The sequence below is a fragment of the Streptococcus oralis subsp. tigurinus genome (assembly GCF_002093545.1).
Lineage (GTDB): Bacteria > Bacillota > Bacilli > Lactobacillales > Streptococcaceae > Streptococcus > Streptococcus oralis_C.
The window spans coordinates 1-21,612 of sequence record NZ_LNVF01000005.1 but is presented as its reverse complement, the minus strand read 5'-3'; the positions used below and the strand labels follow the sequence as shown (position 1 = coordinate 21,612).

Genomic DNA, 21,612 nt, shown 5'->3' with positions numbered 1-21,612 from the left:
AGCATATTTCTTAAACAATACCTTGGGCAATCATAGCGTTTGCTACATTTTCAAAGGCAGCAATGTTAGCTCCTGCAAGGTAATCAGTACCAAGACCGTAAGTTTCAGCGGTTGTTTTAGCTGTGCTGAAGATATTGGTCATGATGTCTTTGAGACGTCCATCAACTTCTTCACGTGTCCATGAAAGACGAAGGCTGTTTTGGCTCATTTCAAGCGCTGATACAGCTACACCACCAGCGTTGGCAGCTTTGGCAGGTCCGTAAAGGATTCCGTTTTCTTTGTAGACTTTAATCGCATCAAGGTCACTAGGCATGTTAGCACCTTTTGCAACAAAATATCAAACGCAACACATTCCTCTGAAAGCGAAGTATCCTGGAGGATTTGATGCCTTGTTCCTGCTTGGCTTTATGAATCAGTTGCCCGCAACTCTCTCAGAAAAGGATAGACCAGCTATCGACGCTCTGAGCTCTGATCAACTCTGGCAGGACTGCCAGGAAACCATCAAGAGGAGTATCGGTCTTTTTGAGCAAGCTGGCTATGATTTAGAGGTTGAGGATTACCATTTTACTATTTTATTGGGCAATCCTGAAAAGCCCATGTTACAGCTCAATAAGGGTTATAGCGGAGATGGTGGAATTCCAGGTTACCTCATGCTTAGTCTGCTACCGAATGACTATACTTTGCCACGTGTGCAAGCGGCGCTGGCCCACGAGTGCAATCATAATGTCCGCTTCCAATTTATCAAATGGAACCAGCAGACGACATTAGCAGACTAGGTAGTCAGTGAAGGCTTGGCAGAGTCTTTTGCAGCTGAGCTCTATGGCAAAGATCTCATTGGGCCTTGGGTCACTTCAACCAGTCCAGAGCAGTTAGAAGCGATTAAGCCCATCATCTCAAGTCAGCTTCAGCTAACAGGGATGGCGGAAATGGCTCCTTATCTTTACGGTGATGAAATAGCTGAGATACAGGGTCAGATACCAGTCGGTATGCCCTATGCTGCAGGCTATGCTTATGGCTATCATCTGATACAAGCTTATCTGAAAAAGACTGGTAAGAGTATCATTGAGGCTACTGTGACATCAACGGAAGAGATTCTAGAGGCGACTAAAGATTTTTGGAAATGACACTTTTGCTTGAAAATCTGCCAGAGTCTGATATAATGAAAGTAATTTTTGGAGGTGACTATATGCACTATAAAAGAGTTGAATTAAAAGTCACAAATCAGGGTATCCATGAGCGCAAGATTTTTCAAGGTGTTAAGATTTTCAGTCGGAGCAAGCTGTCCAAAGATCAGAAAAGCATTCTGACGCAGAAGCTTTACCTGACACCGAAGCAAAATATTGTTTATTATCAACGGAAAGATATCAATTATGACCAGAACTGGCATCATCATAAGGACTATTATGAACTAACTTTTGGCCATATAGATAGAGAGACTGTTTTTAAGGTTTGTCAAGATTTTGACGAACTAAGTCCTTTTCTGGAAAATGAGCTGCTGGAGAAGTTAAAAGAAAAGCAGTCAACAGGCACATTTTTTGAAAAATTAGATATATAAAAATCCGGCTGCTTTTATAAGCAGTCGGATTTCTTTGAGTTATAGTCTGATAATTTTTCATAAGGAAAAATAGATCTATTTTTATCATGAACAGCTAACTTAGTTAGAAGTTTTGGAAACAGTATAGTTGAAATCTATGAAGAATAAGTGTATAATCAAGAAAAATGATTGAGCGCTCACTCAATTTTGTAGATGTGTAAAGGAGTTCATACAATGGTTGTTCAAGCAATACAATATAGCCGTTTCGGTGATGAAGAAGTGTTAGATTTAGTGAACATTAAATCTGATTCTTTGAAAGTGAATCAAGTTAGGATAGAAGTTCATGCTGTTGGTTTAAATCCTATTGATTATAAGACTTTTGAAGGTGCAAAGCCACTCCGATTTCTATCTTTTATGACAAAACTAAGGAAGCCAAGTCGTTGGTTTGAGTCAAAATCATCTCTTTTTCCAAGAGGTGTTGGTCGGGATTTTGCTGGAGTTATCATAGAAATCGGTGAAGGAGTAAGTAGGTTTGCAGTAGGGGATAAGGTTTTTGGAACAATGATCAGTGACCCTGGATTGGGAACCAAGAGGGGAGCTTTGGCAACAGAAATTTGTGTCAATGAATCAGAAATTGTGTTGAAGCCAGAGATGATTGATATGAACCATGCAGCTACTATGGGTGTAGCCTCTCTAACAGTGGGAGGTGCTTTTAGAAAGATTGAGCTAAACTCTAAAGATGTTGTAGTTATTTCAGCAGCAGCAGGAGGTATTGGAAGTATCGCAGTACAGTATGCGGTTGCTAAGGGTGCAACAGTTATCGGAATTGCAAGTAAGAAAAATTCAGATTATCTGAAGTCTTTAGGTGCTATACCGGTAGCCTACGAAGAGAACATCCAGAATGCTCTTCTATCAGCAAGTGCAAATCCAATTACAAAATTCTTGGATTGCTATGGAAGGGATTATGTTAAATTGGCTTTCAGTTTAGGATTGAAGGGCACGGCTATTGGAACGCTAGTACCTTCACCATATGTTATGATAAGAGGAGCTCAGTTCACGGGTCCGAGACATTCCACATATGATGATTTTAGAGTTCTAGCGGAAATGGTCTCAGATGGGAAGGTTCGGCTGAATATTGATCAGGTTTATGATTTTTCTCTAAAGTCTGTTAGAGAGGCATATCGTAGTCTGAAGTCGGGACACACTCGAGGTAAGAAGGTTGTAAAAGTAAGAGAGTAGCAGAGAGGTGCCAGCAATGGAAAGTTTAGAACAAAAGTATGCTCAGACATTAGAAAATAGCAACTTGAGTTTAAAACAACGTCAAGTATTATTATCAAGTCTAAAGCTATTTTCAGAAATTGGCTTTGAAAATACAACAGCCAGCCTTATTGCTAAGGAGGCTGGAGTTTCAGAGGGGACAGTTTTTAGTTACTTTAAAACCAAGGAAGGAATATTAGAAGCTATTCTGTCAACTTTTCTCGAACAAGTTATTCCAGATGTAATTGCTGATTTTTCTGAGAAGAAATTTACAGCAAACCAAGAGTCTTTTCCACTATTTTTGAGAAGCATTGTTCGAGATAGACTAGTTTTCATTCAGAAGAATCAAATGCAAGTTAAAATTCTCTTGAGTCGTTCTTTTATTGATAAAACTATTTCTGACCAGTTAGGGAATGTTATTATTCACTCTATCATTAAGCCAATTAGTCCAGTTCTGAATCAGTTTAAAGAAAATGGTGTTATCCGAGATTGGTCAAATGAAAGAATTGTTCGCTATATTTTAGCTTTGAGTCTTTCTTATGCTCTTCCAATGATGTTGAATAATAATGAGGACCTAGACATAGATGAAGCAGTAAATGAAATAGTTGAATGCCTGTCTTTTGCCTTAGTAGAGGTAAAATAAATCTTGATTTTAAGCTTACTATTTTAAATGGTGAGCTTTTTTGAAGCCAACATAAAAATCCCCAATCATAACGATTGAGGATTGAGCAAATGAATTTTAAACAATACCTTGTGCAATCATAGCGTTTGCTACATTTTCAAAGGCAGCAATGTTAGCTCCTGCAAGGTAATCAGTACCAAGACCGTATGTTTCAGCGGTTGTTTTAGCTGTGCTGAAGATATTGGTCATGATGTCTTTGAGACGGCCGTCAACTTCTTCACGTGTCCATGAGAGGCGAAGGCTGTTTTGGCTCATTTCAAGTGCAGATACAGCTACACCACCAGCGTTGGCAGCTTTGGCAGGTCCGTAAAGGATTCCGTTTTCTTTGTAGACTTTAATCGCATCAAGGTCACTCGGCATGTTGGCACCTTCTGATACGCAGATAACACCTTGAGCAACCAAACGTTTAGCTGCTTCGCCGTTGATTTCGTTTTGGGTCGCACATGGAAGAGCGATGTCGTAGTTTCCAGCATAAGTCCATACAGACCCTTCATGGTAAGTAGCAGTGGCTTTTTCAGCAGCGTACTCAGTCAAACGTGCACGACGGTTATTCTTCACATCTGCTAGAAGGTCGAAGTCGATACCATTTTCGTCAATGACATAACCATTTGAGTCAGATACAGAGATAACAGTAGCGCCAAGTTCAGTCGCTTTTTGAAGAGCGTATTGGGCTACGTTACCAGAACCTGAAATCACAACCTTCTTACCAGCAAAGCTGTTACCGTTGGCTTTGAGCATTTCTTCAGTATAGTAAACCAAACCGTAACCAGTTGCTTCTGGACGAATCAAGCTACCACCGAATCCAAGAGGTTTACCAGTCAAGACACCCGCATCAAATTGGTTAAGACGTTTGTATTGTCCGTAAAGGTAACCAATTTCACGTCCACCAACACCGATATCGCCAGCTGGGACGTCAAGTGATGGTCCGATGTATTTTTGCAATTCAGTCATGAAGCTTTGGCAGAAGCGCATCACTTCAGCATCAGTCTTTCCTTTAGGATCGAAGTCTGATCCCCCTTTACCTCCACCGATTGGAAGTCCAGTTAAGACGTTTTTAAAGATTTGCTCAAATCCGAGGAATTTCAAGATCCCTTGGTTTACAGTTGGGTGGAAACGAAGTCCGCCTTTATATGGTCCAACAGCTGAGTTGAATTGAACACGGTAACCACGGTTGACTTGGACTTTGCCTTCACGGTCAACCCAAGGAACACGGAAAGAAATCACGCGCTCAGGCTCAGTGATACGTGCCAAGATGTTTTCTTCGATATACTCAGGATGTTTTTCAAATACAGGTTCCAAAGTGCTGAAGAATTCTTCAACTGCCTGGAGAAATTCAGCCTCATGCCCGTTACGAGCTTTTACAGTTTCAAACACGCTTTGGATATAGTCTTTAGCAGATGTCATATCGTTCTCCTTTTGTTGTCATATTTTATTACATGAGTCATTATAGCAGAATTTTTTTTCACTGTAAAGAAAAAAACGAAAATTTTCTAAAAATTCTTTCAATTTACATTCAGTCAATACTAAGAACATTATCAAAAAACGAACGTTTTCTCTAGAAATAACTTTCTCAAAGAGAAAATCTTAAAGTATGGTATAATATTAGAAATAAAAGGAATCTGGAGGATCAGAATCATGGTATCAACGAAAACACAAATAGCTGGCTTTGCGTTTGACAATTGCTTGATGAATGCAGCGGGTGTGGCTTGTATGACGATAGAGGAACTAGAAGGGGTCAAAAACTCAGCAGCAGGAACATTTGTCACAAAGACTGCGACCTTGGACTTTCGTCAGGGCAATCCTGAGCCACGTTACCAGGATGTTCCACTTGGTTCTATCAACTCTATGGGTTTGCCAAATAATGGATTAGACTATTATCTGGACTATCTTTTGGACTTGCAGGAAAAAGAGCCAAACCGAACTTTCTTCCTATCTCTAGTCGGCATGTCTCCAGAAGAAACACATACCATCTTGAAAAAAGTGCAAGAGAGTGAGTTTAATGGACTGACAGAGCTTAATCTCTCTTGTCCAAATGTTCCAGGAAAACCTCAGATTGCTTATGATTTTGAGACAACAGACCGTATCTTGGCAGAAGTCTTTGCCTACTTTACCAAACCTCTTGGGATCAAATTGCCACCATATTTTGATATTGTTCACTTTGACCAAGCGGCTGCTATTTTCAACAAATATCCGCTCAAGTTTGTTAACTGTGTTAACTCTATCGGAAACGGCCTTTATATAGAAGACGAGTCGGTCGTGATTCGTCCTAAAAATGGTTTCGGTGGTATTGGTGGGGAGTATATCAAACCAACTGCTCTAGCGAATGTGCATGCCTTTTATCAACGCTTAAATCCGCAAATCCAAATCATCGGAACGGGTGGTGTTCTAACGGGTCGTGATGCCTTTGAACATATCCTCTGCGGTGCTAGTATGGTGCAAGTAGGAACGACGCTCCACAAGGAAGGCGTTGGTGCTTTTGAACGCATTACCAATGAACTGAAAGCTATTATGGCGGAAAAAGGGTACGAGAGCCTAGAAGATTTCCGTGGGAAATTGCGCTATATTGATTAAGTTTAATAAAAAATAAGAAGAAAGGAGAGAAGATGCTAGCCATTGAAGACAGTCAGAAGTTGACTTTATCAAATCTATCTAGCTTGAACCTATTTACAGGGACAGATCAGGGTCAGTTTGAAGTTATGAAGAGTCAAGTGTTGAAGCAGATTGGTTATGATCCAGCTGATCTTAATTTTGCTTACTTTGATATGAAAGAAGTAGCTTATAAAGACTTAGAGTTGGAGTTGGTCAGTCTCCCTTTCTTTGCGGATGAGAAAATCGTGATATTAGACCATTTTGTCGATATCACAACAGCCAAGAAACGCTTTTTAGCAGATGATGAGCTCAAGTCGTTTGAAGAATACCTTGATAACCCTTCACCAACAACAAAGTTGTTGATTTTTGCAGAAGGAAAGTTAGATAGTAAAAGACGGCTGGTCAAATTGCTCAAACGAGATGCGACTGTCTTTGATGCTATTGAACCCAAGGAACAAGAACTCCGCCAGTATTTCCAAAAATGGAGCCAGAGACAAGGTTTGCAGTTTGCGGAAAAATCTTTTGAAAATCTCCTCGTCAAGTCTGGTTTTCAGTTTAGCGAAATCCAGAAAAATCTCCTCTTTTTACAGTCTTATAAGTCAGATTGCCTGATTGAGGAGAAGGACATTGTAGAGGCTATTCCAAAGACTTTGCAGGACAATATTTTTGATTTGACTCAGTTTATTTTAGCTAAGAAGATTGATCAGGCCCGTGACTTGGTCAGAGACTTGACCCTGCAAGGGGAAGACGAAATCAAGCTCATAGCTGTCATGTTAGGACAGTTTCGAACCTTTACCCAAGTGAAGATTTTATCAGAGGCTGGTCAGACGGAATCGCAGATTGTAAGCAGTCTGGGGACTTATTTGGGACGTAATCCGAATCCTTATCAAATCAAGTTCGCATTAAGAGATTCGAGAGGGATTTCCTTAGCTTTTCTCAAGCGAGCGATTTCTTATTTGATTGAAGCAGACTATCAGATTAAAACAGGTGTCTATGAAAAAGGCTACCTTTTTGAGAGAGCACTGTTACAGATATCTAGCCAAGCGTAATGAGCATAAAACTTGAAAAAAGAGGATGATTGCGTTATCATTTTCATATAGAAAGAAAAAGAGGTATTACAGATGGCTATTATCTTACCAGACCTTCCATACGCTTATGATGCTTTGGAACCATACATCGATGCAGAAACAATGCACTTGCACCATGACAAGCACCATCAAACCTACGTCAACAATGCGAATGCTGCTCTTGAAAAACACCCTGAAATCGGTGAAGAACTTGAAGCCTTGCTCGCTGATGTAGAATCTATCCCAGCTGATATCCGCCAAGCGCTTATCAATAACGGTGGAGGACACTTGAACCACGCTCTTTTCTGGGAATTGATGACTCCTGAAAAAACAGCTCCTTCAGTAGAACTTGCAGCAGCAATCGATGCAACATTTGGTTCATTTGAAGAGTTCCAAGCAGCCTTTACAGCAGCAGCTACAACTCGCTTTGGTTCTGGCTGGGCATGGTTGGTTGTCAACAAAGAAGGGAAGCTTGAAGTGACTTCTACAGCCAACCAAGACACACCAATCTCAGAAGGTAAAAAACCAATCTTGGGCTTGGACGTTTGGGAACATGCTTACTATGTTAAATACCGCAACGTGCGTCCTGACTATATCAAAGCTTTCTTCTCAGTCATTAACTGGAACAAGGTAGATGAGCTTTACGCAGTAGCTAAATAATAAAATATGGAGGGAAGAATTGTTCTTCTCTTTTTAAGGTTATAAAGCAGAAGTCTGACAGAATCGTCAGACTTTTTTCATTTTCAGGATATTCGTGCCAACTGCTAGAAAATATGGTAAAATAGAGTGTTAAGTAATCGTGGAAAAGGAAAACTATGCGTAAAGAAATTGCACCTGAATTATACAACTATAACAAGTTTCCTGGCCCAGAATTTCAGGTAAATGGGGATAAGGTTGAGACTGAAGGGATTGCTTTTACCTTGGTTGAAAATATCAAGGATGCTTTCGATGTGACAGTCTTTAATCAGCGCTTTTCAGAAGTGTTGACCAAGTTTGATTATGTCGTGGGGGACTGGAGCAATGAACAGCTCCGTCTACGTGGCTTTTATAAAGACGACCGAACAGAGGAAAAAAATGAAAAGATCAGTCGCTTACAAGATTATCTTTTAGAGTACTGTAGTTATGGCTGTGCCTATTTTGTCCTTGAAAATCAAGCACCGAAGCGTGCTTCATTTGACAAGAAAATGCGTAAAAAAGAGGAGGAAAACCCTTCTAGAAGAGGCAAGAAACCTTCGCAAAACAAGAGAAAACCAAATGCGGATAAGCGAAATAGACGTCGTCATAAGGACCAGAAGTCTCAGAAAGAGGACAAGGGACAGCGCCATTTTGTCATTCGTCAGAAATAGATAGAGAATAAGGAGAAGAGATGAAACCGTCTATTTATAGTTTAACACGTCAAACCATGCAAGAATGGGTATTAGAGCAAGGAGAAAAGAAATTCCGTGCAGATCAAATCTGGGAATGGCTCTACCGTAAACGTGTCCAGTCATTTGAAGAAATGACCAATCTTTCCAAGGATTTGATTGCTAAGCTCAATGAGCAGTTTGTCGTAAATCCTTTGAAACAACGAATTGTGCAAGAGTCAGCTGACGGTACCGTTAAGTATCTTTTTGAGTTGCCAGATGGCATGTTGATTGAGACAGTACTGATGCGTCAACACTACGGTTTGTCAGTCTGTGTGACCACTCAGGTTGGCTGTAATATCGGTTGTACCTTCTGTGCCTCTGGTTTGATTAAGAAGCAACGTGACCTTAATAACGGGGAAATCGTAGCGCAGATCATGTTGGTTCAGAAATACTTTGATGAGCGTGGTCAGGACGAACGTGTCAGCCATATCGTTGTCATGGGAATTGGTGAACCGTTTGATAACTACAACAATGTTTTGAATTTTGTCCGTACCATCAATGATGACAAGGGGATGGCTATCGGTGCTCGTCACATCACAGTTTCAACTTCAGGTTTGGCCCATAAAATTCGTGACTTTGCTAATGAAGGCGTACAGGTCAATCTTGCTGTTTCCCTTCACGCACCAAACAATGAATTGCGTTCAAGCATCATGAAGATTAATCGTGCCTTTCCGATTGAAAAACTCTTCGCAGCCATTGAGTACTATATCGAAACAACAAATCGCCGTGTAACCTTTGAATACATCATGCTCAATGAAGTCAACGACGGTGTTGAACAAGCCTTGGAATTGGCGGAATTGCTCAAGAACATCAAGAAATTGTCTTATGTAAACTTGATTCCCTATAACCCAGTTAGTGAACACGACCAATATAGTCGTAGTCCTAAAGAGCGCGTGATGGCCTTCTACGATACCCTCAAGAAAAAAGGAATCAACTGTGTCGTCCGTCAGGAACATGGTACAGATATTGATGCAGCTTGTGGACAATTGCGCTCCAATACAATGAAACGTGACCGCCAGAAGGCAGTCGCAGCGGTAAATCCATAAAATGACTAAAAAAAGAGAATTAATCTTAAGATTGGGAGTGGCTGTTTACGGTCTATGCATTATTTGTTTTTGTTTTACTCCCCAACTTCAACTTCCTACAGGAGTGGAAACTCCAGGTATTCAAACTTTTGGACGCCTGGTTTTTCTTTTAACTCCTTTAAACTCCCTTTGGAATCTAGGTGAAGTGACCAGTTTGGGACAAGTCCTTTGGATCTTTTTGCAGAACATTTTAAATGTTTTCTTGCTTTTCCCACTAGTCTTTCAACTGATCTATCTCTGTCCAAACTTGCGGCAAACTAAAAAAATCATCCTTCTCAGTTTTTTACTGAGTCTAGGAATTGAGTGTACGCAACTGGTTTTAGACTTTTTCTTTGATTTTAATCGCGTCTTTGAGATTGATGATTTGTGGACCAATACCTTGGGAGGCTATCTGGCTTGGCTCCTCTATAAAGGATTGCATAAAAACAAGATAAGGAATTAGAATGAGTATTTTAGAAGTTAAAAATCTGAGTCACGGTTTTGGTGACCGTGCAATTTTTGAAGATGTGTCTTTCCGTCTCCTCAAGGGTGAACACATCGGTTTAGTCGGTGCTAATGGTGAGGGAAAATCAACCTTTATGAGCATCGTGACTGGTAAGATGTTGCCAGATGAAGGGAAGGTGGAGTGGTCCAAATATGTGACTGCTGGCTATCTGGACCAGCACGCTGTGCTAAAGGAAGGTCAAACTGTTCGTGATGTGCTCCGTACAGCCTTTGATGAGCTATTTAAAGCAGAAGCACGTATCAATGACCTCTATATGGAGATGGCGGAAGACGGAGCAGATATCGACGCGCTGATGGAAGAAGTTGGCGAACTCCAAGACCGTTTGGAGAGTCGTGACTTCTATACTTTGGATGCTAAGATTGATGAAGTAGCGCGTGCTCTCGGTGTCATGGACTATGGCATGGATACGGATGTAACAGCATTATCAGGTGGACAAAGAACCAAGGTCCTTTTGGCTAAACTTCTCCTTGAAAAACCAGATATTTTGTTGCTTGACGAGCCAACCAACTACTTGGATGCTGAACACATTGACTGGCTCAAGCGTTATCTCCAAAACTATGAGAATGCCTTTGTCCTTATTTCGCATGATATTCCTTTCCTCAACGACGTGATCAATATCGTCTATCATGTGGAAAATCAACAGCTGACGCGTTACTCTGGTGACTACTACCAGTTCCAAGAAGTCTATGCTATGAAGAAATCTCAGTTGGAAGCGGCTTACGAACGTCAGCAGAAAGAGATAGCGGACCTCAAGGAATTTGTCGCTCGAAACAAAGCGCGCGTCGCAACGCGTAATATGGCCATGTCCCGTCAAAAGAAACTTGACAAGATGGACATCATCGAACTGCAAAGTGAGAAGCCAAAACCATCCTTTGATTTCAAGCCAGCTCGTACACCTGGGCGCTTTATCTTCCAAGCCAAGGACTTGCAGATTGGTTATGACCGTCCTCTGACCAAACCTTTAAATCTTACCTTTGAACGCAATCAAAAGGTTGCCATTATCGGGGCAAATGGTATCGGGAAAACAACTCTCTTGAAGTCTCTCTTGGGTATTATTCCACCAATCGCTGGAGAAGTCGAACGCGGTGACTACCTAGAACTTGGTTACTTTGAACAGGAAGTAGAAGGTGGAAATCGCCAAACTCCTCTTGAGGCTGTATGGAATGCCTTTCCTGCACTTAACCAAGCAGAAGTTCGTGCAGCCCTTGCTCGTTGTGGCTTGACAACTAAACATATCGAAAGTCAGATTCAGGTCTTGTCAGGTGGGGAACAAGCCAAGGTGCGTTTCTGTCTCTTGATGAACCGTGAAAACAACGTTTTAGTACTTGACGAGCCGACCAACCATTTGGATGTAGATGCCAAGGATGAACTCAAACGTGCTCTCAAAGAATACAAGGGATCTATCCTTATGGTCTGCCACGAACCAGACTTTTATGAAGGCTGGATGGACCAAATTTGGGACTTTAACAAGCTAATTTAAAAATGAGGAAAAAGAAATACAGTATCGAATGCGGATACTGTATTTTTTAGGTTATTTAGGATTTAAAATCGTAATCCTTCACTACTTCGATACTATCAATGGTGATAGCAGAAGTCGGTTTGTCTTTTTCATCTTTTTCAGCCTTGGCAATCTTGTCAACAACGTCCATGCCATCGATGACTTGACCAAAGACAGGGTGTTTGCCGTCTAGGCTAGGATTTCCACCTTCTTTATAGGCTTCGATGATTTTCTTTGGATACTTGCTTGTAGGGAGTTTAGCAGAAATATCTGTTGAGTTTTGGTTGATGAAGAACTGGCTACCGTTGGTGTTTGGTTGACCAGTGTTAGCCATAGCAAGGGCTCCTCGGATATTGTATAGGTAAGGAGAGATTTCATTTTTGAAACCAGTTCCCTTGTCCTTTGTTTTATCCTTATCATGCCAGATAGATTGGCCCCCTGTACCATCTCCCTTAGGATCTCCAGTTTGGACCATAAAGCCATCGATGACACGGTGGAAAGTGATGCCGTTATAGTAGCCTTCTTTAGCGTGAGTAAGGAAGTTTTCAACTGCTAGAGGTGCTAGTTTTGGAAAGAGTTTGATGCGTATATCACCCTGACTTGTGTGGAGAATGACTTCAGCTTCATCTTCAGCAACTTCCTTAGAAAGTTGAGGGAAGTTAGCATTTTCATTGGTCAAAGCGTCATTCAAATCTTTGGCAGCCTGAGCAGCTGCTTTAGAACTTTCTTCAGCTGAGATACTAGAGTCAACATAGTCATCGCCACGCAGACCACGTTGGATACTGCTACATCCAGCAAGGGCAACAGTTGATAGTAAAAGAAGGGTTGCTAGTTTTTTCATTGTTTTCCTCTCAAGAATTCATTTCTACCATTGTACCCTAAAAGGAAGGGGATTTCAAATATTAGTGACAAGGTAGTTTAAGAGGAAGCCGACCAGAAAGTCGCTTGCTTAGAGATTTTTCTTTGGATGACGGTCGATAATGTCCTGGTACTGTTCCAGTATCTGCTCTCCCTTTGGAGTCAATTTGTAACCACGAATTGAAAAGTAACTTGCTAATTCTTCTCCTGAAAAGTTGTCACGAAGGAATTGATCCAAATCTGGGGCCTTCATCTTAGAAAGTACTGTAACTCTCCTTACTTTTGAGGATATTCTCTTTCATAGTGGTATTAGATGATCAAGCGAGTCAAAGACAGTTTCGACAAGAGCATAGCCTTTTTCAACAGGTATTTCTAAATTTTTTGGGGCATCAATGCTATAAGTCTACTTGAAGTATTTAGAAAACCAGTTCTTAAGAAAGCTCGTAAAGAATCACAATTAGTAAACGTTAATTCGAAAGAATTACTATGTTTTAAAAGAGCACATTTTAAACGGATTTTTTCTTTCGGCTTCAATTCCTAATTAATCAATGAACTTAATACTAGGTCTCGAAAAGAATTATGCTTCCTCTTTCTGTCTGAGTTCAAAGAGGTCTTCTACTTTCAGATTAAAAACTTGAGCAATTTTAAGAGCCATTTCCAGCGAAGGATTGTAACGATTATTTTCCAAGTGCAGAATTGTCTCGCGTCGCATGCCAATGAGGTCGGCTAACTCCTGCTGGGTCATGCCTGTGGACTCACGAACAGATTTGAGATTAGTAATAATCTTGCTTTCTTTGGTCATGCTTATCCTATCCGTTCTAAGATAAGATAGACAACCGCAAAGATGCAAATCAAGACAGCTATGCTAATAAAGATCTGGCCCATGTAAAGAGTGAGAGACCCCATATACCCAATGATAACTGCTAGGATCATCAGTGCGCCTAGTATAAAAACAAACATCAAGCTAGCTGCCTTGGCTAAATTAGCATAAAAGCGTTCGTCCGGAGTTTCCTTGACATTTTTCAAACAGAAAAAACCAAATACAATCACTTCAATAACGAGGCCAATTCCCAAAATCCATTCTTTAATATCAGAACTTTCGCTTGGGGTCGCAACCCAAATCCCTACTGTATAAAAAATGCTTGCTGCAAACAAAAGTATCGTGTAAAGCTTAGCAGACAAGTCAAAAATAGTCTTTCCTTTACCTTTCTGACTCTTATGAGGCCATGGTTTCATATGTAGCCAGCCCCAAATAGCTACAATCTGACCTAACACTGAAATACCAGCAATAACTAACTTGGGTCCCCAACTAAGATTAGAACCAAATAAAACAGTAAAATCAATAAAGAGAGCTGCGGAAATCATTGTAATGAGGCCACCCGTTTTTTGACTTTTTTTCATGATAGACTCCTTTCCTTATGTTAGAAATATTTAACAATCTTTATGTTATAAATATATCACACTTAAATTTAGAAATCAAGAATTTATGTGCCAAGGTGCAATTATTTGAAAAAATTTTTTAATGAAAGCCTTCGCTAGTCAAACAACTAAAGAATTCTTTGAAGTAATGCATCGGATTTGGTTTGGATAGTTTCGTTAATAATATTTGAAGATTAAGAATTTTTGAAAAATCTAGATACTGTATGAATCTCTACTTTTTTTCTTAGACTGTTATAAAGTCTGTCAGAATAAGCTTTGTAGGTGTAGAAGTTAATTTTTACAGAACTAAATTATTCCCCTATTTAGAATCTATTAATTCATATTTTATAAATTAATTAGTAGATATCGTTCTTAAAATCCTTGATATTTCGCTTGGGAACAGGCTTGGAATTTAGGAGCCAAGCATCCAAATCACGTTCAGGAGAGATGAAGGGTTTGACTTGATGGTCTTTATAAAATGTTTCTAAAATAGTATTTATGACATTCTCCTTCTGATTTTTCTTTAAAAATATAACAAATTTCTAAATGGTTTAAAAATTTCAAAGTCTGTCAAGTTTTTTTCTTGACACCTGTCAAAAATCTGCTATAATAGAACATGTGCTAAATAGCTCAGCTATTTCACCGAAATAAAAAATAAGAAAAGAGACATTAAAAAATGGCAGTTAAAATCCGTTTGACTCGTATGGGTTCTAAGAAAAAACCTTTCTACCGTATCAACGTAGCAGACTCACGTTCACCACGTGACGGACGTTTCATCGAAACAGTTGGAACTTACAACCCACTTGTTGCTGAAAACCAAGTAACTTTGAAAGAAGACCGCGTTCTTGCATGGTTGGCTGATGGAGCTCAACCTTCAGATACAGTTCGCAACATCCTTTCAAAAGAAGGCGTATTGAAAAAATTCCACGATTCTAAATTCTCAAAATAAGTTTAAAGTAGGTTGACAGATGGATACGATTGAAAATCTCATTATTGCGATTGTGAAACCTTTGATTTCACAACCTGATGCCTTAACTATCAAGATTGAAGACACACCAGAGTTTTTGGAGTATCACTTGGATCTTGACCAAAGCGATGTCGGTCGTGTTATCGGTCGTAAGGGTCGCACTATCTCAGCGATAAGAACGATTGTCTACTCTGTCCCAACTGAAGACAAAAAAGTAAGAATCGTTATCAATGAAAAATAAAAAAAGCGGGACAGATGTCTCGCTTTTTTGTGGAAAGCAGAAGATGAAAGATTTAACGTTTAGACAATTACAAGATTATTTACTCGAACATTACCAGCAATCTCGAACTGAGGAAGGCCTCTTTATCAAGCTAGTGGAGGAAGTCGGAGAGGTAGCAGAGGTCTTGAATGGGCGCTCTGGTCGAAAAGAGGGTGTCCAGGACTCAAATGAGGAACTAGCCAAAGAACTGGCTGATATCATTCATTATACCGTCGCAATTGCGGCCATCAACGATATTGATCTAACCAAAGCCATCTTTGACAAAGATAAGAAGGCTGCCATTAAGTACCAACATGAACGTGATTTAGAAAAGTTTTTAGACGCTCAAAGCTAATTGCAGTCACTGTTCTTCAACTTGTGAAAATCCTTGTAACATGATAAAATAAAGGATAGAAACAAATACAGGAGACAAGATGAACTACTTTAATGTTGGGAAAATCGTTAATACACAAGGTTTGCAGGGTGAGATGCGAGTCTTGTCTGTGACGGATTTTGCAGAAGAACGGTTTAAAAAAGGAGCAGAGCTGGCTTTATTTGATGAAAAAGATCAGTTTGTTCAAACAGTGATTATCGCTAGCCACCGTAAGCATAAGAATTTTGACATTATCAAATTCAAAGACATGTACCATATCAATGCAATTGAAAAGTACAAGGGTTATAGTCTCAAGGTCGCTGAGGAAGATTTAAACGATTTAGATGATGGTGAATTCTATTATCACGAGATTATCGGTTTGGATGTTTACGAGGGAGATAACTTGATAGGAACTATCAAGGAAATCCTGCAACCAGGTGCCAATGATGTCTGGGTGGTCAAACGAAAAGGTAAGCGAGATTTGCTTTTACCTTACCTTCCGCCAGTAGTTCTCAATGTTGATATTCCAAACAAGCGGGTCGAAGTGGAAATCTTAGAAGGGTTAGACGATGAAGATTGATATTTTAACCCTCTTTCCAGAGATGTTTTCTCCGTTGGAACACTCGATCGTTGGAAAGGCTCGAGAAAAAGGGCTCTTGGATATCCAGTATCATAATTTCAGAGAATACGCTGAAAAGGCTCGTCATGTTGACGATGAACCTTACGGAGGCGGTCAGGGGATGTTGCTCCGTGCTCAACCCATTTTCGATGCCTTTGATGCCATTGAAAAGAAAAATCCCCGCGTCATTCTTCTTGATCCTGCTGGGAAACAGTTTGACCAGGCTTATGCTGAAGATTTGGCTCAGGAAGATGAACTGATCTTTATCTGCGGTCACTATGAAGGGTATGACGAGCGCATCAAGACCCTGGTAACCGATGAGATTTCCCTAGGAGACTATGTCTTGACTGGAGGAGAATTGGCGGCCATGACCATGATCGATGCGACCGTTCGCCTGATTCCTGAAGTGATTGGCAAGGAGTCTAGCCACCAAGATGACAGTTTTTCTTCGGGACTCCTCGAATATCCTCAGTACACACGTCCTTATGACTATCGTGGCATGGTGGTTCCAGATGTGCTCATGAGTGGACACCATGAAAAGATTCGTCAGTGGCGACTGTATGAGAGCCTAAAGAAAACCTACGAGCGCAGACCTGACTTGCTAGAAAACTATCAACTAACAGCCGAAGAAGAAAAAATGCTGGCTGAAATCAAAGAAAACAAAGAATAAAGGAGAACCTTATGCAAGTAATCAAACGTAATGGAGAAATTGCTGAATTTGATCCAGATAAAATTTACCAAGCTGTCCTAAAAGCAGCTCAAACCGTTTATGTTTTGACAGATGATTTGCGTCAAAACCTTGCACAAGTTACTAAAAAAGTCGTTTTGGACTTGGAAGAAGCAAAAGTGGAACGTGCGACTATCAGCATGATCCAGTCAATGGTTGAGCACCGCTTACTTGGAGCTGGCTACATTACCATTGCAGAGCACTATATCTCTTATCGCTTGCAACGCGATTTGGAGAGAAGTGGTTATGGCGACCATATCGCCGTTCATCTTCATTTTGAACAAATCCGTTAAGAAAAAGAGTGGGATGCAATGAACATCTCACTCTTTCTTAAATAGACTTTTCTGAGCTTGTTGTACGGTTGAGGGAACAAAACGAAGCCGTTTAATATCACTGATACGAATGATTCGAGTCACGTTTTTTGAAAAATTCTTGACGATAATTTGTTGGCGATTGGCGTCGTGTTTGATAATATCACCCGTAAAACTTGTTTCTGCAAGTATCACATGAACAGCCGTCTTTTTCTGGATGGCTTGTTCAATCATAGCAGTGAGGGAGTTGTCCTCGATTTGAGGATGATCATCATTCCCATTGAGAAAACTATGTAGTTTATCTAGAACTAGTTGGAATGCCTGTCTCATAGAATCCTCCCTCCTTACATATCCACATTATATAAAATTTTTCTAAAAACTACAAGATTTTTCGAATAATCTAATGAAAACTTAAAAGGAGAACAAAATGGCAGAATTTACATTTGAAATCGAAGAACACTTACTGACCCTGTCTGAAAATGAAAAAGGATGGACCAAGGAAATCAATCGCGTCAGCTTTAATGGAGCCCCTGCAAAGTTTGACATTCGCGCTTGGAGCCCAGATCATACTAAAATGGGCAAGGGAATTACTCTTACAAATGAAGAATTTCAGGTAATGGTGGATGCCTTTAAAGGTGGACAATAAAAAGAATCTTGAGTGGAACTCAAGATTCTTTTTTTAGGACACAATATAGTCACAAAGAGAAGTCTTAGACAATTGAATGAAAGTCTCTCTATACTCTTCAGGTGGTATTGGATTATCTTTACGAATCCACACTTCAATGAATGAAATCGCCATGGTCGTAATGATATAAGCGATGTCTTCTTTACTAAAATTATATTTCAGTTGGTAATTGACATTCTTTAGTACCCACTCAGAGTATGTTCCACGCAGAAACTCCTTCCAACATGGGTCGACTTGTGTGGTATACAAGGTACCGACGACTTCTCGCTTTTCATAGATGAGAGGAAGAATGTGGTCCGCTAAGAAAGTGATGGGATCGCCATCTCTTTCAGGACAGTAGTTGTTAAAATTATTAAAGATCTGTTGATCAGTCTCCTTGTGGATATAATCGATAATATCTTCAAAGTTATTAAAGTGCTTTTGATAAATCGCTTGGCGGGAAATACCAGCTTCTGCAGCAATCTCAGTCATGGTAAAAGAAGTTCGCTGAGGGTTTCTCCTTGCAAGAGTGATAAAAGCACCTAAGATTAACTCTCTAGTTTTATTTGCCATAGCTTTACCTTCCTATCTATAAATATTAAAAATACTAGATTTAGTATTACCCCAAGTTTTCCTTTTAGCATAAATAAACTGAATAGATGATTATTCGAAAGCCTTTATAAGACTATTATATCATAGATTCATTATAAATAACAGATTATTACGGGGAGCTAGTACTATTTGCAAACTCCTATTATATCAGTATTTTCAGACAATTCTTAGGATAGTCACTTTTTATATGGTGTCATGAAATAATATATCAAAAAGTTGACATTGTGTAAATAAACAACTTGATAGATAAAAAGATTTTAATAAAAATATTCAACGATATGTAGTATAATAGCTATGGATGATATTTTGCTATATTTCCATCTGACCAAGAGTAACGATACTCCTGCTAAAGATTGAATTGAATAAATATTTCGAAATACTATAATAGTGTAATTGTTTTTCAAAGCAAGTGTTACAAGTATGTTATCGTGTAACAAATCATGCAATTGAAAGGGGTGTTACCTACTGAACAGATGTGACATACTTCTCAATTAAATTTAATCAAATAGAAAGGATTTTTTATGGATAAACTAAAGAAAGTACTAGGTTTTCTAGTATTCCCTCTTTTGCTATTGCTGATGTTCTTCCCGACAGGTGAAGCTCATGCTGCAACTGATGTTACCGATAAAGCCGATTTCAAGAATTTGAAGATTACCGTAGCTGAAACCGGGAGTGCTTCACACATTATTATCGGTCCAAGCACAAAAACTGTTGAACTAAAATACTCGGGCGACTTCTCATTCCCCGGTGTACAGGCGAACGTGATTAAGCCTGGAGATTACTTTATCGTAAAGGCCCCTGAAAATTTGGATTTGGAAGATAGAACCTTGGATCTAATTGATTCAAATTCAAATACGAAGATGGGGACGGTTCAGGTAGAAAAAGCCAATCATCGTCTTGTCTTTACTTTCAATGAAGCAGTTCAGGGGAAACAACATATCCGTGGGAGCTTTACTGCGAATGCAAAACAAACAGTTGAAGGAGTGACTAAGAAGGTCACCTACACTCTGCCAGGAGGCACGACGCAAGAAATCGAATTTGAGGTGAAAGTGTATCCTAAGCACCCCCATACAGGCGAATTGATTTATAAACAACCTCAGAATGATCTGAAAGCATCTAAAATTATATGGAATGTGCGGATTAACCGTTCTAAGACAGATATGGGGAACCACACTATTAAGATTACAGATAATATCGGCTTAGGAGCCTTTGCGTCTTATATTGAGAAAAGCTTTGAACTATCTGAAGTAGTGTACGAGACGACAGATACCAACTATGCTACTATGAAGAGTAGAATTAAAGAGTATAAAATAACAATGGATCCTGAGGAGTATAAAAAGGATTCAGACAACACGGCCTTGCTGACTTTTGTCAATGGTAAACGTGGATTTGAATTGCTTATGCCGACCAATATGGGGACAAAGAGTTTTTACCTAAGATATCTCACGACCTCGCCAGCAGATGAATCAGAGGTAAAAAACTCCATTCAGTACTTGCGAGATAACGAACCTCAATTAATTTGGAAACAACGGGGAGACTCAATCAATACAAAAACTTCGCACGATATAACTATTAAAACTGTTAAGTCCGTAGGTGCAACTATTACTGCTGATATTGCTGGAAAGATCAAAATCACTAAATTCGACGAAGCTGATGCAGATGTTAAGTTGGCAGGCGTTGTCTTTGAAATCCTACGAAAAAGTGACAGGGTTAAAGTTCAGGAAGTAACAACTGATGCGGACGGGATTGCCGTTTCAGATCATCTTAATGATGGTGAGTATATCGTTAAAGAAAAGACTCCGAAACCAGGCTATCAGGTGAACAGTCAAGAATTTACAGTTGAGATGAAAGGTGGAAAAGGTGTTCCCCTCAATATCTCTAACAAACGCAAGACAACTGATTTCGAAGCGACTAAGACTTGGGTAAACGGAAAAGCAATTGACTACAAAGAAGTCAAACTCGGTTTGTATGTGCACAAAGAAGGACAAACTGTTGCAGATGCAAAACCTGTCTCAGGGAACTATACTCCTGAAGTAACCGTGTCTAACGGTGTCTACACTTATAAGTGGAAAAATCAACTTCCTGAACGTGATGTTGATGGAAGCAAGCTAGTTTATTCTGTTCGAGAACTTGAAGATCAGACAAACCTTCCTCTGAAAGAAGGAGAGAAAGTCAAAGCAGGAGAGAACAACTATCTTGTATCTTACAATGCAGACAAGACTCAAGTAACCAATACTTACGAAGTTCCAAAAACAAACGTGACGGCTAAGAAAGTCTGGGTTGGTGGTCAGGAACATGTTCGTCCAACTGTCTACTTCAAACTCTATCGTACGCCAGAAGGTGGAGCGATTGAAGAAGTAGTTGGTGTTGCCCAAAAAGAAGTTCCCAAAACAGATGGAACTATAGAATGGACAGACCTCCCTGCGACAGATGAGCACGGTGTGAAGTACACTTATAGTGTGATGGAAGTCGATGAAGAAGGCAATCTCATCGTAGATACGATAGATGGTTATACTCCAGCACAAACAGCTGATTTGACTGTTACAAATACGTATAGCACTGAACCAGCTGAGGCTGTAATTGAAGCTAAGAAAAAATTGGAAGGTCGTCCAACAGAGCTTCAAGACGAAGAATTTGAATTTATCTTGAAAGATAATGATGGAAAAGAAGTTCAAAGAATCAAGAATAAAGGTACTAATGCTGATGGAACTGGTCGCGTAGTCTTCAAGCCTATTAAATTTACAAAAGAAGGACATTATCAGTACACCATTGTGGAAGCAAAAGCAGGTGAAACTGAAAATGGTATCACCTATGATAATAGAACAGTTCCTGTAATTGTACACGTCTATGATAATGGAAGAGGTCAGCTGGTTGCTTGGGTTGAGAAATTAGAAATTTCTCAAGTAGCACTTCCAGCAGCTGAATTTTCAACTTCAGCACCTGGTTCTAATCTTGTACCACCAATCTCTGGTGCCATCAACACCATTACAGATGCCGGAATTCAAACATTCGTCAATACTTATAAGCCTGCTAATGTGAAAGCTCCTGTTTCGGCAACCAAATCATTCATCAATAAGAATACTGATAAGCCAATTCAGCTTCAAGGTGGTGAATTCGAGTTTGCCTTGTTTGAGAAAAATGGTACAGCTCCAATTCAAACAACAACAAATGATGCAGCTG

General features: G+C 39.8%; 25 protein-coding genes and 2 pseudogenes. 19 read left to right on the top strand and 8 right to left on the bottom strand.

Annotation, left to right across the window (positions count from 1 at the left end; all coding sequences use genetic code 11):
• Positions 1-10: 10 nt before the first annotated feature.
• Positions 11-331, bottom strand: a pseudogene (locus ATE34_RS06865) (NADP-specific glutamate dehydrogenase); the annotation flags it as partial.
• Here ATE34_RS06865 and ATE34_RS06860 point away from each other — a divergent pair.
• From ATE34_RS06860 to ATE34_RS06845, 4 genes and pseudogenes are all read left to right on the top strand, one after another.
• A pseudogene (locus ATE34_RS06860) lies at positions 312-1,124 on the top strand (DUF2268 domain-containing putative Zn-dependent protease); the annotation flags it as partial. The pseudogenes ATE34_RS06865 and ATE34_RS06860 sit on opposite strands and share 20 nt — an antisense overlap.
• A 62-nt stretch (positions 1,125-1,186) precedes the next feature.
• Positions 1,187-1,555: an EXLDI protein gene (locus ATE34_RS06855; protein ID WP_084911463.1), complete on the top strand. Its 369-nt coding sequence runs from the start codon at positions 1,187-1,189 to the stop codon at positions 1,553-1,555.
• Positions 1,556-1,768: 213 nt separating this feature from the next.
• Complete coding sequence (locus ATE34_RS06850) at positions 1,769-2,773, top strand: NADP-dependent oxidoreductase (RefSeq protein WP_084911419.1); 1,005 nt, start codon at positions 1,769-1,771, stop codon at positions 2,771-2,773.
• 16 nt (positions 2,774-2,789) lie between these two features.
• Positions 2,790-3,434 (top strand): TetR/AcrR family transcriptional regulator, encoded by a 645-nt coding sequence (locus ATE34_RS06845; RefSeq protein ID WP_084911418.1) that lies wholly within the window; start codon positions 2,790-2,792, stop codon positions 3,432-3,434.
• A 96-nt stretch (positions 3,435-3,530) separates the two neighbouring features.
• Here ATE34_RS06845 and gdhA read toward each other — a convergent pair whose 3' ends face one another.
• The gene (gene gdhA / locus ATE34_RS06840) at positions 3,531-4,877 is read right to left on the bottom strand and encodes an NADP-specific glutamate dehydrogenase (RefSeq protein WP_084911417.1); all 1,347 of its coding nucleotides are present in this window, start codon (positions 4,875-4,877) and stop codon (positions 3,531-3,533) included.
• A gap of 231 nt (positions 4,878-5,108) precedes the next feature.
• On the opposite strand from gdhA, the gene ATE34_RS06835 reads away from it, so the two are divergent.
• The 7 genes from ATE34_RS06835 to ATE34_RS06805 all read left to right on the top strand — a co-directional run bounded on the left by ATE34_RS06835 (position 5,109) and on the right by ATE34_RS06805 (position 11,605).
• The gene (locus tag ATE34_RS06835) at positions 5,109-6,044 is read left to right on the top strand and encodes a dihydroorotate oxidase (RefSeq protein WP_084911416.1); all 936 of its coding nucleotides are present in this window, start codon (positions 5,109-5,111) and stop codon (positions 6,042-6,044) included.
• Positions 6,045-6,076: 32 nt separating this feature from the next.
• Positions 6,077-7,111: a DNA polymerase III subunit delta gene (gene holA, locus ATE34_RS06830; protein WP_084911415.1), complete on the top strand. Its 1,035-nt coding sequence runs from the start codon at positions 6,077-6,079 to the stop codon at positions 7,109-7,111.
• Positions 7,112-7,183: 72 nt separating this feature from the next.
• Entirely contained in the window at positions 7,184-7,789 is a 606-nt protein-coding gene (gene sodA, locus ATE34_RS06825) for a superoxide dismutase SodA (protein WP_084911414.1), read from the top strand.
• A gap of 155 nt (positions 7,790-7,944) precedes the next feature.
• Complete coding sequence (locus tag ATE34_RS06820) at positions 7,945-8,475, top strand: YutD family protein (RefSeq protein ID WP_084874176.1); 531 nt, start codon at positions 7,945-7,947, stop codon at positions 8,473-8,475.
• A gap of 20 nt (positions 8,476-8,495) precedes the next feature.
• Positions 8,496-9,581: a dual-specificity RNA methyltransferase RlmN gene (gene rlmN / locus ATE34_RS06815; protein ID WP_000804767.1), complete on the top strand. Its 1,086-nt coding sequence runs from the start codon at positions 8,496-8,498 to the stop codon at positions 9,579-9,581.
• A gap of 1 nt (position 9,582) precedes the next feature.
• Positions 9,583-10,062 carry a VanZ family protein gene (locus tag ATE34_RS06810; protein ID WP_061599237.1) on the top strand — a complete coding sequence of 160 codons (480 nt, stop codon included), beginning with the start codon at positions 9,583-9,585 and terminating at the stop codon, positions 10,060-10,062.
• A gap of 1 nt (position 10,063) precedes the next feature.
• Positions 10,064-11,605 (top strand): ABC-F family ATP-binding cassette domain-containing protein, encoded by a 1,542-nt coding sequence (locus tag ATE34_RS06805; protein WP_084911413.1) that lies wholly within the window; start codon positions 10,064-10,066, stop codon positions 11,603-11,605.
• A 55-nt stretch (positions 11,606-11,660) separates the two neighbouring features.
• On the opposite strand, the gene ATE34_RS06800 is transcribed toward ATE34_RS06805, so the two are convergent.
• From ATE34_RS06800 to ATE34_RS06790, 4 genes are all read right to left on the bottom strand, one after another.
• Complete coding sequence (locus tag ATE34_RS06800; RefSeq protein ID WP_084911412.1) at positions 11,661-12,464, bottom strand: peptidylprolyl isomerase; 804 nt, start codon at positions 12,462-12,464, stop codon at positions 11,661-11,663.
• Between the two features lie 108 nt (positions 12,465-12,572).
• On the bottom strand, positions 12,573-12,734 hold the full coding sequence (locus ATE34_RS10985) for a hypothetical protein (RefSeq protein WP_142357484.1): 162 nt from the start codon (positions 12,732-12,734) through the stop codon (positions 12,573-12,575).
• Positions 12,735-13,058: 324 nt separating this feature from the next.
• Positions 13,059-13,283: a helix-turn-helix transcriptional regulator gene (locus tag ATE34_RS06795; RefSeq protein ID WP_000159796.1), complete on the bottom strand. Its 225-nt coding sequence runs from the start codon at positions 13,281-13,283 to the stop codon at positions 13,059-13,061.
• A 2-nt stretch (positions 13,284-13,285) separates the two neighbouring features.
• A complete protein-coding gene (locus ATE34_RS06790) occupies positions 13,286-13,882 on the bottom strand; it encodes a hypothetical protein (protein WP_061599234.1) in 597 nt (198 codons plus the stop codon).
• A gap of 694 nt (positions 13,883-14,576) precedes the next feature.
• Here ATE34_RS06790 and rpsP point away from each other — a divergent pair.
• The 6 genes from rpsP (at position 14,577) to ATE34_RS06760 (ending at position 17,138) form a co-directional block, all read left to right on the top strand.
• Positions 14,577-14,849, top strand: a complete 273-nt coding sequence (rpsP, locus tag ATE34_RS06785; RefSeq protein ID WP_000268760.1) for a 30S ribosomal protein S16 — start codon at positions 14,577-14,579, stop codon at positions 14,847-14,849.
• A gap of 19 nt (positions 14,850-14,868) precedes the next feature.
• On the top strand, positions 14,869-15,108 hold the full coding sequence (gene kphA, locus ATE34_RS06780; RefSeq protein WP_000379619.1) for an RNA-binding protein KphA: 240 nt from the start codon (positions 14,869-14,871) through the stop codon (positions 15,106-15,108).
• A gap of 43 nt (positions 15,109-15,151) precedes the next feature.
• Entirely contained in the window at positions 15,152-15,481 is a 330-nt protein-coding gene (locus tag ATE34_RS06775; protein WP_061599279.1) for a MazG nucleotide pyrophosphohydrolase domain-containing protein, read from the top strand.
• A gap of 79 nt (positions 15,482-15,560) precedes the next feature.
• Positions 15,561-16,079: a ribosome maturation factor RimM gene (rimM, locus tag ATE34_RS06770; RefSeq protein WP_084911411.1), complete on the top strand. Its 519-nt coding sequence runs from the start codon at positions 15,561-15,563 to the stop codon at positions 16,077-16,079.
• On the top strand, positions 16,069-16,788 hold the full coding sequence (gene trmD, locus ATE34_RS06765) for a tRNA (guanosine(37)-N1)-methyltransferase TrmD (RefSeq protein WP_000686930.1): 720 nt from the start codon (positions 16,069-16,071) through the stop codon (positions 16,786-16,788). The genes rimM and trmD overlap by 11 nt, the downstream gene beginning before the upstream one ends.
• Positions 16,789-16,799: 11 nt before the next feature.
• Complete coding sequence (locus ATE34_RS06760; RefSeq protein ID WP_001196045.1) at positions 16,800-17,138, top strand: ATP cone domain-containing protein; 339 nt, start codon at positions 16,800-16,802, stop codon at positions 17,136-17,138.
• 27 nt (positions 17,139-17,165) lie between these two features.
• Here the strand turns inward: ATE34_RS06760 and ATE34_RS06755 are convergent, their stop codons facing one another.
• Complete coding sequence (locus tag ATE34_RS06755) at positions 17,166-17,486, bottom strand: hypothetical protein (RefSeq protein ID WP_001248070.1); 321 nt, start codon at positions 17,484-17,486, stop codon at positions 17,166-17,168.
• Positions 17,487-17,583: 97 nt separating this feature from the next.
• On the opposite strand from ATE34_RS06755, the gene ATE34_RS06750 reads away from it, so the two are divergent.
• Positions 17,584-17,802, top strand: a complete 219-nt coding sequence (locus ATE34_RS06750) for a YdbC family protein (RefSeq protein ID WP_000807427.1) — start codon at positions 17,584-17,586, stop codon at positions 17,800-17,802.
• Between the two features lie 33 nt (positions 17,803-17,835).
• Here ATE34_RS06750 and ATE34_RS06745 read toward each other — a convergent pair whose 3' ends face one another.
• Positions 17,836-18,393: a TetR/AcrR family transcriptional regulator gene (locus tag ATE34_RS06745; RefSeq protein WP_001284748.1), complete on the bottom strand. Its 558-nt coding sequence runs from the start codon at positions 18,391-18,393 to the stop codon at positions 17,836-17,838.
• A gap of 560 nt (positions 18,394-18,953) precedes the next feature.
• Between ATE34_RS06745 and ATE34_RS06740 the strand changes: the two genes are divergently transcribed.
• On the top strand, positions 18,954-21,612 hold a 2,659-nt coding region (locus tag ATE34_RS06740; protein WP_142357483.1), incomplete at its 3' end, for a Spy0128 family protein.